Here is a 12,259-nt window from a genome sequence, read left to right as displayed (position 1 = left end):
GTGAAGTTAGAGCTAAAGGGAAAGGCGTTAAGGGGTAACTTAAGAGTTCCTTCTGATAAGTCCATATCCCACAGAGCAATAATGCTCGGAAGTTTAAACAGAGGAGAAGTCGTTGTAAGGAATTTCCTGCGTTCAGAGGACTGTTTAAACACCCTTAAGGCCTTTGTGGAACTTGGAGTAGATATAAGCGATAACGGAGATGAGATTCTCATAAAAGGTAAAGGAAAGTATTCACTAAAAGAGCCTTTTAACGTTATAGACCTTGGAAACTCCGGAACGTCTATAAGGCTAATTTCGGGGATCCTTGCCGGTCAGCCCTTTTACTCCGTCCTCACCGGTGACCAGTACCTAAGAAGACGTCCCATGGACAGGATAGCAATCCCTCTAAGAGAAATGGGAGCTCTAATTTACGGTAGAGAGAGCGGCAAGTTTCCACCCCTTACGATTTTAGGCAGAAGACCTCTTAATGGAATTAACTACAAGAGTCCCAAGGCATCTGCTCAGGTAAAGTCTGCAGTTCTTTTGGCTGGACTCTACACAGACGAGCCGGTTTCAGTAACAGAGCCGGCAAAGAGTAGAGATCATACGGAAAGAATGCTCTCGGCTTTTGGAGTTGATGTAAAAATAGACGGTCTAACGGTCTCTTTAGGAGAAAATAGGGAGCTCTCAGCCGACTTGGAAATTGACGTTCCTGCCGATATATCATCTGCCGCCTTCTTTATGGTAGGAGCGGCAATTACCCCCAACTCCGAGGTTACCTTACGGGATGTAATACTCAACCCGACAAGGACGGGAATCTTAGACGTCATGAAAAGAATGGGGGTAAACCTTAGGATAGAAAATGTTCGCCAGATTGGTGGGGAAGAAGTTGGCGACATTACAGTATCTTACTCTCCAGAGCTTAAAGCAACAGTGATAGAAGGAGAAGAAATTCCACGTTTAATTGACGAACTCCCTGTCCTTGCCCTCCTTGCAACGCAGGCAGAAGGTGAAACCGTAATTAAGGACGCCGCAGAGCTCCGCGTTAAAGAGAGCGATCGCGTAAAGTCAACCGTTGAGAACCTAAAAGCAATCGGAGCTCTCGCAGAAGAACTTCCAGACGGGATGGTAATCAGGGGAAAGTGCAAGCTAAAAGGGGGAAAAGTTTCCTCTTACGGCGACCACCGAATAGCCATGACCTTTGCGATAGCCTCCCTCATTGCAGAGGAAGCTGTTGAAATAGACGATACGGAATGCGTTGCCACATCCTACCCGGGATTTTTTGACGACCTGAGAAATCTCTTAGAGTAGCCTTCCCGGCTACTCCTCATTTTCTTAATCAAGGAAGAGACTATATTTCTACCGGAAACCACAAGAAGGTAAAGTCATGAAGAAACCTGAAGTTTTAGCACCGGCTGGAAACTTAGAAAAGCTCAAGTTTGCCATAGATTTTGGAGCAGACGCTGTTTACCTTGGAGGAAAGGTTTTCAACCTCAGGGCAAAGGCTGGCAACTTTACCTTAGAGGAAATGGCCGAAGGCATTGAGTATGCCCACAAGAGGGACAAGAAGGTTTACGTAACCCTTAACGCCTTTGCAAGGAACAGAGACTTTGAGCAGTTAGAAAGGTTTGTAAATGAAGTAAAAGAACTAAAGCCGGACGCTTTTATCGTTTCAGACCTCGGAGTTTTAACGACCGTAAAGGAGATAGCTCCAGAAATTGACGTTCACATCAGCACTCAGGCAAACGTTACAAACTACAGAGCCGTTAAAGTTTTAAAAAACTTGGGAGCTAAGAGAATTGTCCTTGCAAGGGAGCTAAACCTTGAAGAGATAAGGGAAATAAAAGAAAGAGTTCCTGAAATGGAAATAGAAGTCTTTGTTCACGGTGCAATGTGCATGGCCTACTCCGGAAGGTGTCTCCTCTCAAACTACCTCTCCTACAGGAACAGTAATCAAGGAGCATGTTCCCAGAGCTGTCGGTGGAAGTACTATTTGGTTGAGGAGAAAAGACCGGGAGAGTTCATTCCGATAGAGGAGGACGAACACGGAACTTACATCTTCAACTCAAAGGACCTGTGTGCCCTTCCCATTTTGGACGAACTTGTAGAGGCAGGAGTTGACTCTCTAAAAATAGAAGGAAGAATGAAGAGCTCCTACTACGTCGCCGTAACGACAAGTGTCTACAGGAGGGCAGTTGACCTTTTATTTGAAGATAGGGAAAAATTTAAAGAAGAGCTCCCCCACCTTTTTGAGGAGCTGGAAAAAGTAAGCCACAGGCCTTATACCCTCGGTTTTCTAAAAGGTAGAAACGAGATTCTCCAGCACTATGAAACGAGCTCCTACATAAGGAACTACAAGTTCTTAGCGATATACAGAGGTGGTAGGTGGGAGATAAGGAATCAGCTAAAAGTGGGAGATGATGTGGAGCTCTTCTTCCCAGATGCATCCATTCAAAGAACGAAAATAAAAGGAATGAGAGTGCTAAAAGAAGATTTTGAAGAAACCGTAAATGAAGCTCATCCGAATCAAATTGCTGCTATTGATTTTGAAGAACCGCTTTCTCTATCGGAAAATACTATCTTGAGAATGAAAAAAAGAGACGGGGACTAACGTCCCCATCCCCAGCCCCAACTTCTACCTCTTCCTCTGCCACCGCCAAAACCAAACCCGCCGAAACCAAACCGGCAGCGCCAACCTCTACCTGCACCTCTCCTCCATCCGCCGCCCCATCCTCCAAAGCCTGCACCATCAACTCTTACGATATTCTCACTTTTACACTTTGGACAGCTCAGCATCCAGCGAGGCTTTCCAAAAGGCTCTTCGAACTTATGACCGCACCCAAGACACTTAAACTTCCTTTTGGGAATCTCCATTGTTCATACCCCTTAACAATGTTCACAATTCTAAATTAGTTCCCTCCTCCCAAGAAAGCAAGTAACTGCAGTTACTTTAAAACTTCCAACGGGTTAAGGTAGTAAACCTTTCCGTTGTAAACTTTGCTTACCTCAAAGTAAACGCCGCTCCTTCCCCAATCTCCAGACGTTCCGGCAGTTCCTATCGTTTCGCCCCTCTTTACTATTTGTCCGGGCCTTACAAGAACTCTATTAAGATTACTGTAAACGGTTCTATAACCCTCAGGATGCTGTAGTATAACGACGTTGCCGTAGGCCTTGAGTAGTCGCTCGTCCTTACCGGCAAACTTAACCATACCAGTCTCTGCAGCCTTAACTTTCTCGCCGGGGCTCCCAAGGATAAAGATACCCGGATACCCCTTCTCCCTAACGGTAGGGTCCACCCTACCGTCAAGTGGAAAGTGAAACTCTATAGGCCTGTTTAGCCTGAGAACGTCTCTATAGCCAACGAGTATCTTCAATTTCTGGCCGGGACGAATGATGTAAGGCTTTTTAAGGTGGTTTTCCCTTATTATTACACGGGGTGACACCCTAAACTTCTTCGCTATCTTCAGTACCGAATCCCCCCTCTTTACCCTGTAGTACTTGTAAACTGGAACTTTCGCAAGACCTGAAGAGGACGATTGTCTAACCCTATTACCCTGACTCTTTCTATGGGCAGACTTAACAGGCACTTTCAGTTTTTGTCCTACGTAGATAGTTGAACCCCTAAGGTTGTTAAGGCGTTTTATCTCTGAAACAGTCGTTCCGAACTTGATAGCAATCTTCTTGAGGGAATCTCCTCTCTTTACTCTGTAGACAATGTAAGAAGAACTTTCTCCTCTTTTCTTCTTCACAGGAATACGAAGCTTTTGACCAACGTATATTTTTGAACCCTTAATCCTGTTGACCCTCTTTATTTCGGCAACAGAAACACCAAATTTTTGGGCTATTTTTCCAAGGGTATCCCCTCTTTTCACCTTGTATATAACATCAGCAAAGGCAGTTGAGAAAAGGAGTAGGAAACTAACAAAGAACAACAAAATCCTCATATTCCCCTCTTGGCTCTACGAACTCATACTCTATGCTATCAACTCTTGCTAAGATGGGACCTTTTCTCAGGTAGTTAAGGAGCTCCTCTAAGGCCCCTTCTTCTCCTTCTGCGTAAACTTCTACCCTTCCATCCGGAAGGTTCCTAACAAAACCTTTTAATCCCAGCAATTTTGCTTTGTTCCTTGTGAAGGCTCTATAACCAACGCCCTGAACCCTTCCACTTACAAAGGCGTGAAGTCCCTTCACGGTAAGACCCCCGAACTTTCAAGGGCTGAAAGACCATTTTTAAAGCCCTGCTCAAAAAAGTCTGCTACCCTCGCAAAGTCAAACATTGAACCTTCAATGTCGTGGTCAACAAAAATATCGCAGTAACCGCAACGTCTCTCCTGATTCTCCAGAACACTGGCAAGAATTGCCCTTACCGTAACATCAACTAAGGACTCATGGTTAAACTCTCGCCGAGCAACATTTACATTGGAGCAGATGTTAATTTTACAACCGTAGGCCTTTACCATCTCCGCCGGCATAGAGTTTCTAATACCACCGTCAATATAGTAATCACTCCCTACTCTATAAGGGGAAAACAAAGGAGGTATTGAGCAAGATGCAACCACGTAATCAACGACTTTCCCTTCCGTTACAAACTCAACTTTCAGCGTTTTAAGGTTTACCACCGTAAGACCTAAAGGAATTTTAAGCTCACTAAAGCTTAAATCTCCTATAAGGTCAAGAAGTTTTTTTCTTAACCCAGCTAAACTAAAAAGCCCCCCTTTTAAGGAGGGCCTTACAATGTTTTTCCAAGAGAGGGATAGGGCAATTTCTTTTATTTCGTCAGGGGAGTAACCTGCACAGTAAAGGACGCCTATCAAAGCTCCCGTACTTGTCCCAGCAACAAACGACGGAGAAATTCCCTTAAACTCAAGGGCTTTTAAAAAACCGGCATGGGCGACCCCTTTAACGAAGCCGCCCGAAAGAGTAACCCCAACTTTCATTAGAATTCCAGTTCATCTCCCGGATTGAGAACTTCTACGTTAACTCCTCTTGCCTCAGCAAGGGCCTTAAACTCTTCAGGCTCAGCGTCAATGATAGGCCATGTCTTAAAGTGCATTGGAACAACGATTTCAGCCTTCACCATCTCAGCAGCTATTGCAGCGTCCTTAATGTCCATTGTAAAGTTTCCACCTATCGGAAGGAGGGCAACGGTTATGTCCTCATACTTTCCGATAAGCTCCATATCTGCTATGAGTCCCGTGTCTCCTGCATGGTAAACCCTGCGACCCTCAACTTCAATAATTACTCCACACGGGGAACCGAGAGTAATAACGCGGTCGTCCTCAATTACGGAGCTCCCGTGGGCTGCCGGAGCGAGCTTTACCCTTCCAAAGGGGAAGTTGTAAGAACCACCAATGTGCATCGGGTGAACGTTTGGAGCTCCCTTGGACTGACAGTACTGGCAAACCTCAAAAATGCTGACAATTGTAGCTCCTGTATTCTTTGCAATCTCAACGGCATCCCCTAAGTGGTCACCGTGGCCGTGGGTAACAAAGATATAGTCAAGCTCTTTAAAGTCCTCAGGCTTTGCAATTTTCCAAGGGTTACCTGTTAAAAAGGGATCTATAAGTGCCTTAACTCCCTTTCCTTCAAGGTAGAACGTAGCATGCCCAAGGTACCAGAGTTTTGCCATGCCACCCTCCCTTACAGAGTAGATTTGATTTCCCAGAGCCTCGCCCTTACCTTAAAACGGATTTTCCCGTAAAGGGGAGTCCTCCTTGCCAAAACTACCAAGTAGGTATCGTTTACGAGCTTGTAAACAAGCATAACGTGGTTAGTTGTAAAAAGGACCATCTCTTCAAGGGAATCCTTCTCTCCAGAAACGTCCTGAATCACCTCTACAAGTCTTGTTACTGGGTTGACGATATGAACATCAACCTCTTCAGCATCAAGCGTTAGCCCCGGCTTATCGTACTTGTAAACTATGAACCCCTCCTCATCCACTACAGCTACAGATTCTACTTCTGGGAGGGATTCAGCCAACGCCTTTAGCTTTTTTTCCATAGTTACCTCTGAAATTGGATTAAATCAATCCACGCTGGATAAGGAGCTCCGCAATCTGAACGGCGTTTAGTGCCGCTCCCTTCCTCAGGTTATCGCCAACAATCCACAGGTTCAAACCATTCTCTATTGTATCATCTTTCCTAATTCTTCCAACAAGTACGTCGTCCTTTCCAGCAACGTCTATCGGCATTGGGTAAACAAAGTTCTCAAAGTCGTCAACTACCCTAACGCCCGGGGCTTTTTCCAGTGCTTCTCTCGCTTCCTCAACAGAAACAGGTCCCTCAAATTCAATGTTCACAGCTTCAGAGTGTCCGATGAAAACAGGAACCCTCACACAGGTTGGAGAAACTTTAATCTCGTCGTCGTGCATTATCTTCTTAGTCTCGTTTATCATCTTTATCTCTTCCCTCGTGTAGCCGTTAGGGAAGAACTTGTCTATATGAGGAACGCAGTTAAAGGCAATCTGCTTAGGGATTTTGACAGGTGGGGGAACAGGTTTTCCTTCAAGAACTGCCCTCGTCTGCTCCTTTAGCTCCTCTATGGCTTGAGCTCCAGCCCCAGATACAGCCTGATAGGTAGCAACAACAATCCTCTTTATCCTTGAAATGTCGTAAAGTGGTTTTAAGACAACAACCATCTGAATTGTGGAACAGTTAGGGTTCGCAATTATCCCATTGTGCCAATCAACGTCCTCAGGGTTTACCTCAGGAACAACTAAGGGAACGTCCGGCTCCATCCTAAAGGCAGAGCTGTTGTCAATTACGACAGCTCCCCTCTTAACGGCCTCCGGAGCAAACTGTTTACTCCTATCACCTCCGGCAGAAAAGAGAGCTATATCAATCCCTTCAAAGGACTCTGGTCTTAGCTCCTCAACCGTTACCTCTTCCCCTTTAAAGCGAAGCTTTTTACCGGCAGACCTTTTTGAAGCTAAGAGCCTAATATCTGATACCGGAAAGTTCCTCTCCTCAAGGATTTTGAGCATTTCCTGACCCACAGCACCTGTAGCCCCAACAACGGCAACTCTATAACCTTTCATCTTTAAACCCCTTAGAGATTTTTAATCTCTTCTGCTATCAGGTCTCCCATTTCTTCTGTGGAAACGAGCTTCTTACCCTCAGAGTAGATGTCGCGAGTCCTGTAACCTTTTGCAAGAACTCTTCTTACAGCCGTATCTATCGCTTCTTCTACCTCCGGCATGTCAAAGGAATAAGTAAACATCATTCCGACGGAGTTTATAGTTGCAATCGGGTTCGCAATGTTTTGACCAGCAATATCAGGAGCAGAACCGTGAATTGGCTCGTAGAGTCCAATCTTGCCGCCTATGCTTGCGGAGGGAAGCATTCCGAGAGAGCCTGTAAGCATAGCACAGGCATCAGAAAGTATGTCACCGAACATGTTCGTCGTAACGATTACGTCAAACTGCTTTGGCCAGCGGATTATCTGCATTGCAGCGTTATCAACGTACATGTGGTTGAGCTCAACGTCTTGGTAGTCCTCGTGAACTTTCTCAACCACCTCCCTCCAGAGGACTGTTGCCTCAAGGACGTTTGCCTTATCAACGCTTGTTACCTTCTTCCTCCTCTTCCTTGCAACCTCAAAGGCTACCCTTGCAATCCTCTCAACCTCGTGTTCGTAGTAGCGCATCGTGTTTATACCGACGCGCTCTTCTCCGTCAACAAAAATCCCTTTAGGTATTCCAAAGTAGATACCGCTCGTTAGCTCCCTTATAACCATTATGTCAACGCCTTTTATAACCTCAGGCTTTAACGTAGAGGCGTCAATCAGCTCATCGTAGAGCTTTGCAGGACGGAGGTTTGCAAAGGCGTTAAGGAGCTTTCTCATTCCAAGGAGGGCTCTCTCTGGCCTTATCTCAAAGGGAAGGTTATCCCACTTAGGACCTCCGACAGCTCCAAGGAGGACTGCATCGGAGGAGAGAATGAGCTCCTTTGTTTCCTCAGGGAATGGAACCCCACACTCATCAATTGCAGCACCGCCTATGAGGCCGTACTCGTACTTAAGCTTTATGTCAAACTTCTCAGAAACTGCGTCCATTACCTTTACGGCCTGTTTCACTATCTCTGGGCCAATTCCATCGCCCGGCAGGACTGCTATCTTGAACTCTTTCAAGTTCCACCTCCTTCTTACTTAAGTCCCAGTTTCTTCTTGGCGTATTCCATAAGACCACCGGCCTCTATAATCTTCCTGATGTCCTCAGGAATAGGGTTAGCCTTGAACTCCACTCCCTTTGTAACGTTCTTGATTACTCCTGTTTCTGGATTTATCTCAACGATATCTCCCTCTTCAATCCCCTCAACAGCCTCAGGTGACTCAAATATCGGAAGGCCAATGTTTATAGCGTTCCTGTAGAAAATCCTTGCAAAGGACTTGGCAATAACTGCAGATACTCCTGCTGCCTTAATGGCAATTGGAGCGTGTTCCCTTGAAGAACCGCACCCGAAGTTCTTACCGGCAACTATGATGTCCCCTTTTTGAACCTTCTTTGGAAACTCAGGGTCGGCGTCTTCCATAACGTGCTTTGCGAGCTCTGCAGGATCAGAAGTGTTTAGATACCTTGCTGGAATAATCTCATCGGTATTAATGTCGTCTCCAAACTTAAAAGCCCTTCCCCTAAAAACTTCTGACATTTCTATCCTCCTAACTGAAAAGTTTGCTTGGCAGGAATATATGCGGATTGAATTATAGCGGAAAGTTAAGGAGATTTTGGCTTAGAGGAAGGGAAACGGATTTAATTGGAGGGGAGAGGTTTGGAGGGAAAAATAAAATGGAGCGGGCGACGGGATTCGAACCCGCGACCCTCAGCTTGGAAGGCTGATGCTCTAGCCAGCTGAGCTACGCCCGCTCATTGGTTGCGGGGGCGGGATTTGAACCCGCGACCTTCGGGTTATGAGCCCGACGAGCTACCGGACTGCTCTACCCCGCGTCAATGGTGGAGGGGGCAGGATTCGAACCTGCGTAGGCGTAACGCCGGCGGATTTACAGTCCGCTGCCTTTGACCACTCGGCCACCCCTCCACGCTAATGGTGCCGGCTGAGGGAGTCGAACCCCCGACCTGGTGATTACAAGTCACCCGCTCTAGCCAGCTGAGCTAAGCCGGCACCTCGTGGCCGAGGAATAATATAGGTGATTCTTCTCAGGTGTCAAGGGGTATCCGCAGAGAGGGCCTGAATCTTTTCAGCCTGCTCTGCAGCGGCAAGGGCATCTATCATCTCGTCAAGCTCTCCATCTAAAAATTCGCTAAGGTTGTAGAGGGTAAGCTTTATCCTGTGGTCGGTTACCCTTCCCTCTGGGAAGTTGTAGGTTCTAATCTTTTCGCTCCTGTCACCGCTTCCAACCTGAGAACGACGGGCGGAGTCAAGCTTTTCCTTCTGCTGTCTCTCGTAGTACTCCTTTAACCTTGCCCTGAGTATCTTCATTGCCTTAATCCTGTTCTGAATCTGAGAACGCTCGTTTGAACAGGTTACGACGATACCGGTTGGAATGTGGGTAATACGCACAGCAGAGTCGGTAGTGTTAACGTGCTGTCCACCTGCACCCGAAGAGCGGAAGGTATCAATCCTCAAGTCCTTCTCGTCTATCTTGACCTCAACCTCCTCAGCCTCCGGCAGAATCGCAACGGTTGCCGTTGATGTATGAATCCTACCGCTTGACTCGGTTACGGGAACTCTCTGCACCCTGTGAACGCCAGACTCGTACTTGAGCCTGCTGTAAGCTCCTTTACCGGAAATCATGGCTACTACTTCCTTTATACCGCCAAGTCCGGTCTCATGGAGGGAGAGTATTTCTACCTTCCAGCCTCTCCTTTCTGCATATCTCGTGTACATTCTGAAGAGGTCCTGAGCAAAGAGGGCTGCCTCTTCTCCACCGGCCCCAGCCCGTATTTCAAGGATAACGTTCTTCTCGTCGTTTGGGTCTTTGGGAATAAGGAGTTTCTTAAGCTCTTCCTCAAGCTTTTCTAACTTATCCTCAAGCTCTTTCTTCTCTTCCTTTGCAAGTTCAACGAGATCTTCGTCATCAGAGGACTCAATTATCTCAAGGGCTTCTTCAATTCCCTGCTTTACTTTCTTGTACTCCATATAGGTCTCGTATATGGGCTGGAGCTCCTTGTGCTCCTTGGCAAGAGCCTGAAACTTTTTATGGTCTGCAATTACCTCCGGCTTTCCAAGGCTTTCCTCTATCTCTTTAAACTTTTGGGCTATCTTCTCAAGCCTTGCCTCTATCGCTTTTTCCATAGTCCCACTCCTAAATGGTTTTCCCGATGATAAGAATATCCCAAAAGGTTCTTCGGGCAACCGTGTTAGAATTGGAAAAAGAACTCAGGCGGAGATATGTTATGAAAAAGCTCCTTTACGTTACTACCTGCTTAAGTCTAATGCTTGCCTCCTGTGGCAGTCCCAGATACATAGTCAAGTACAAGTACGTTCCCCCACAGAACTCAAAAGAATGTCTCAAAAGCTGTGAAGTGAAGTTTGAGGAGTGCCAAAAAAGCTGTAACGAGAAGTTTCAAAGGTGTATTAATAAATCTTGGGAAGAGGCAAGGAAAATCTACCAAGCGGAGCTCCTTTCTTACAGGAAAGAACTAAGCGCCTATCGGGAAAAAAGAAGGAACTACCTAAACGACCTGATAGAATGGAATGAGCAGTTTAAAAGAGTCTATAGAGACTATAGATTCTTTAGCTCCATATGCAGGAGAACAAAGGAAAGGTACGCCTGCGAAAGGAAAAGGGAACTTAGAGAACTTTTAGACACCGTTAAGGCCGAAAAACCGAAAAAACCCTCAAAGCCAAAAGAACCGAGCTTAGACAGCATATTCCGGGAAATCTCCTCTAAGTGCACGACCCAATGTGGCTGTCAGGAGCTCTTCAACAACTGCTTTGTATCTTGTGGTGGCAAGCTAATACCCTATAAAATGTGCATTGAAAACTGTGAATAGACGAGGGAAAGATGGAGATAAAGACGCACAGGAAGATTAACAGAGAGCTCTGCGGAGAACCTATAAAAGTAGAGGAAGGCTACGCCGAGGTTGAGCTGAGAACTACAGAGCTCATGGCTGCGGATGAAAAAGGGCTCATTCACGGTGGATTTATCTTCGGTCAGGCTGACTACGCCGCAATGCTTGCGGTCAACCATCCCAACGTCGTCCTCGGAGCTGCGAACGTTATGTTCCTTAAACCTGTGAAAGTAGGTGATACCGTCGTTGCCGTTGCAAGGGTAACGTCTGAAAGCGGTAAGAAGAGAATCGTTGAAGTATCGGTTAAAAGGGGAAATGAAGAGGTCTTTAAGGGAGAGTTTATCTGCTTCGTCCTTGATAAACACGTACTTGAAAGGTCTTAAAGTTAATAAGGAGCTCTTAAAAGAAGCAGAAAAAGAAGGGAGCGCAAGGGAGTTCTTCTTTAAGCTTGTAGAGCTCCTTTCCGGCGGGAAGCTAACCCGCCGGGAGATAAAGAAAATTCCTTACGAGGAACAGGAAAGACTAATCTTTGAACTTGTAAGGGAGAACAGCTTAGAAGACTTCTTCTCCCCAAAAGAAGCAAAGAACATATACAGTGCCCTGAGAAAAGCTTTTAGGAAGAAGGAACGAGAAAGGATAGAGCTTGAGTGGGAAGGAAAAATCGCAAACTGGAGAAAAGAGTTTGAAACCCTTATCCAGAGAGCTACAACTTCATACCTCGTCAGAGTAAAAAACAGGAAGCTTTTAAAAGAACTCTTTCACTTAGACTGGCTCGTTCCTTCAGACATAATTGCCAATTTCAACAAAAAACCATCAGAGTTTACAGGCTGGGTATTATCTCTCGCAACTTATGACTTCTTAGAAGAAAGAGCCAAGCGGTGGTTAAAACTTCCTCCTTTTAAGCGTAGGGAAAAAATCATAAAGGACACCCTTAAAGCCTACAAATTAAACTGTTTAGAACTTGGCATTTACGCTCTTTTCTCCCTTACCGAAGGGATAGTCTGGGATACCTTTGTCAGGGAGAACACACTTGAAGCAGACATTGAAAGCCTAATCCGAAAACGGAACAGGAAATTTGTAACAATCCAATACGCGGTCAAGCTGATACTTGAGAACATCTTTGGAGAGGGAGAAATACCTAAGTTTCTTGACTGGGTGCGATTCGTTGACTACAAAGAAGGAGAACTAAACAGACACGCTATCCAGCACGGAGTTGCCGTAGAATTTGGAACAAAGGAAAATTACCTAAGGTTGTTTTTCTTCCTTGATTTTCTACACGAAATAGTAGAAGAAATTACACTCCGATGAAAT

General features: G+C 45.8%; 14 protein-coding genes and 4 tRNA genes. 5 read left to right on the top strand and 13 right to left on the bottom strand.

Features of this window, described 5'->3' with window-relative positions:
• Complete coding sequence (gene aroA, locus CLV27_RS07270; protein ID WP_132527330.1) at positions 1–1,290, top strand: 3-phosphoshikimate 1-carboxyvinyltransferase; 1,290 nt, start codon at positions 1–3, stop codon at positions 1,288–1,290.
• A gap of 76 nt (positions 1,291–1,366) precedes the next feature.
• Entirely contained in the window at positions 1,367–2,590 is a 1,224-nt protein-coding gene (locus CLV27_RS07265) for a U32 family peptidase C-terminal domain-containing protein (RefSeq protein WP_132527328.1), read from the top strand.
• Positions 2,591–2,924: 334 nt separating this feature from the next.
• Here CLV27_RS07265 and CLV27_RS07255 read toward each other — a convergent pair whose 3' ends face one another.
• From CLV27_RS07255 to prfA, 13 genes are all read right to left on the bottom strand, one after another.
• The gene (locus tag CLV27_RS07255; protein WP_132527324.1) at positions 2,925–3,923 is read right to left on the bottom strand and encodes a LysM peptidoglycan-binding domain-containing protein; all 999 of its coding nucleotides are present in this window, start codon (positions 3,921–3,923) and stop codon (positions 2,925–2,927) included.
• Positions 3,898–4,170, bottom strand: a complete 273-nt coding sequence (locus tag CLV27_RS07250; RefSeq protein WP_132527322.1) for an acylphosphatase — start codon at positions 4,168–4,170, stop codon at positions 3,898–3,900. The genes CLV27_RS07255 and CLV27_RS07250 overlap by 26 nt, the downstream gene beginning before the upstream one ends.
• A complete protein-coding gene (locus CLV27_RS07245; RefSeq protein WP_132527320.1) occupies positions 4,167–4,916 on the bottom strand; it encodes a patatin-like phospholipase family protein in 750 nt (249 codons plus the stop codon). Before CLV27_RS07245 ends, CLV27_RS07250 begins: the two co-directional genes overlap by 4 nt.
• On the bottom strand, positions 4,916–5,608 hold the full coding sequence (locus tag CLV27_RS07240; RefSeq protein ID WP_132527318.1) for a metal-dependent hydrolase: 693 nt from the start codon (positions 5,606–5,608) through the stop codon (positions 4,916–4,918). Before CLV27_RS07240 ends, CLV27_RS07245 begins: the two co-directional genes overlap by 1 nt.
• A gap of 11 nt (positions 5,609–5,619) precedes the next feature.
• Positions 5,620–5,979 carry a roadblock/LC7 domain-containing protein gene (locus CLV27_RS07235; RefSeq protein WP_132527316.1) on the bottom strand — a complete coding sequence of 120 codons (360 nt, stop codon included), beginning with the start codon at positions 5,977–5,979 and terminating at the stop codon, positions 5,620–5,622.
• Positions 5,980–5,998: 19 nt separating this feature from the next.
• Positions 5,999–7,015, bottom strand: coding sequence for an aspartate-semialdehyde dehydrogenase (locus CLV27_RS07230; RefSeq protein ID WP_132527314.1), 1,017 nt, complete (start codon positions 7,013–7,015; stop codon positions 5,999–6,001).
• An 11-nt stretch (positions 7,016–7,026) separates the two neighbouring features.
• A complete protein-coding gene (gene leuB / locus CLV27_RS07225) occupies positions 7,027–8,106 on the bottom strand; it encodes a 3-isopropylmalate dehydrogenase (protein WP_132527312.1) in 1,080 nt (359 codons plus the stop codon).
• Between the two features lie 14 nt (positions 8,107–8,120).
• Positions 8,121–8,624, bottom strand: coding sequence for a 3-isopropylmalate dehydratase small subunit (gene leuD, locus CLV27_RS07220; protein WP_132527311.1), 504 nt, complete (start codon positions 8,622–8,624; stop codon positions 8,121–8,123).
• Positions 8,625–8,762: 138 nt separating this feature from the next.
• Positions 8,763–8,839 (bottom strand) — tRNA-Gly (locus CLV27_RS07215).
• A 4-nt stretch (positions 8,840–8,843) separates the two neighbouring features.
• A tRNA-Met gene (locus CLV27_RS07210) sits at positions 8,844–8,920 on the bottom strand.
• Positions 8,921–8,924: 4 nt separating this feature from the next.
• Positions 8,925–9,011: transfer RNA gene (locus CLV27_RS07205), tRNA-Tyr, on the bottom strand.
• 7 nt (positions 9,012–9,018) lie between these two features.
• Positions 9,019–9,095, bottom strand: a tRNA-Thr gene (locus CLV27_RS07200).
• A gap of 42 nt (positions 9,096–9,137) precedes the next feature.
• Positions 9,138–10,229, bottom strand: a complete 1,092-nt coding sequence (gene prfA / locus CLV27_RS07195; protein ID WP_132527309.1) for a peptide chain release factor 1 — start codon at positions 10,227–10,229, stop codon at positions 9,138–9,140.
• Between the two features lie 101 nt (positions 10,230–10,330).
• On the opposite strand from prfA, the gene CLV27_RS07190 reads away from it, so the two are divergent.
• From CLV27_RS07190 to CLV27_RS07180, 3 genes are read left to right on the top strand one after another with little or no spacing between them, the layout of a single operon-like run.
• Positions 10,331–10,930, top strand: a complete 600-nt coding sequence (locus CLV27_RS07190; protein WP_132527307.1) for a hypothetical protein — start codon at positions 10,331–10,333, stop codon at positions 10,928–10,930.
• A gap of 11 nt (positions 10,931–10,941) precedes the next feature.
• Positions 10,942–11,331, top strand: a complete 390-nt coding sequence (locus CLV27_RS07185) for a hotdog domain-containing protein (protein WP_132527305.1) — start codon at positions 10,942–10,944, stop codon at positions 11,329–11,331.
• Entirely contained in the window at positions 11,264–12,256 is a 993-nt protein-coding gene (locus CLV27_RS07180) for a hypothetical protein (RefSeq protein ID WP_165863709.1), read from the top strand. The genes CLV27_RS07185 and CLV27_RS07180 overlap by 68 nt, the downstream gene beginning before the upstream one ends.
• Positions 12,257–12,259 lie beyond the last annotated feature (3 nt).

This window comes from Phorcysia thermohydrogeniphila, from assembly GCF_004339575.1.
Taxonomy (GTDB): domain Bacteria; phylum Aquificota; class Aquificia; order Desulfurobacteriales; family Desulfurobacteriaceae; genus Phorcysia; species Phorcysia thermohydrogeniphila.
This window is presented reverse-complemented; position numbering and strand designations above follow the sequence as displayed.

Excerpts from the sequence above, each read along its gene's own strand:
- CLV27_RS07265 (WP_132527328.1), top strand. The coding sequence starts at position 1,367 with ATGAAGAAACCTGAAGTTTTAGCACCGGCTGGAAACTTAGAAAAGCTC.
- CLV27_RS07255 (WP_132527324.1), bottom strand. The coding sequence starts at position 3,923 with ATGAGGATTTTGTTGTTCTTTGTTAGTTTCCTACTCCTTTTCTCAACT.
- CLV27_RS07245 (WP_132527320.1), bottom strand. The coding sequence starts at position 4,916 with ATGAAAGTTGGGGTTACTCTTTCGGGCGGCTTCGTTAAAGGGGTCGCC.
- CLV27_RS07240 (WP_132527318.1), bottom strand. The coding sequence starts at position 5,608 with ATGGCAAAACTCTGGTACCTTGGGCATGCTACGTTCTACCTTGAAGGA.
- CLV27_RS07235 (WP_132527316.1), bottom strand. The coding sequence starts at position 5,979 with ATGGAAAAAAAGCTAAAGGCGTTGGCTGAATCCCTCCCAGAAGTAGAA.
- CLV27_RS07230 (WP_132527314.1), bottom strand. The coding sequence starts at position 7,015 with ATGAAAGGTTATAGAGTTGCCGTTGTTGGGGCTACAGGTGCTGTGGGT.
- leuD (WP_132527311.1), bottom strand. The coding sequence starts at position 8,624 with ATGTCAGAAGTTTTTAGGGGAAGGGCTTTTAAGTTTGGAGACGACATT.
- prfA (WP_132527309.1), bottom strand. The coding sequence starts at position 10,229 with ATGGAAAAAGCGATAGAGGCAAGGCTTGAGAAGATAGCCCAAAAGTTT.
- CLV27_RS07190 (WP_132527307.1), top strand. The coding sequence starts at position 10,331 with ATGAAAAAGCTCCTTTACGTTACTACCTGCTTAAGTCTAATGCTTGCC.
- CLV27_RS07185 (WP_132527305.1), top strand. The coding sequence starts at position 10,942 with ATGGAGATAAAGACGCACAGGAAGATTAACAGAGAGCTCTGCGGAGAA.
- CLV27_RS07180 (WP_165863709.1), top strand. The coding sequence starts at position 11,264 with ATGAAGAGGTCTTTAAGGGAGAGTTTATCTGCTTCGTCCTTGATAAAC.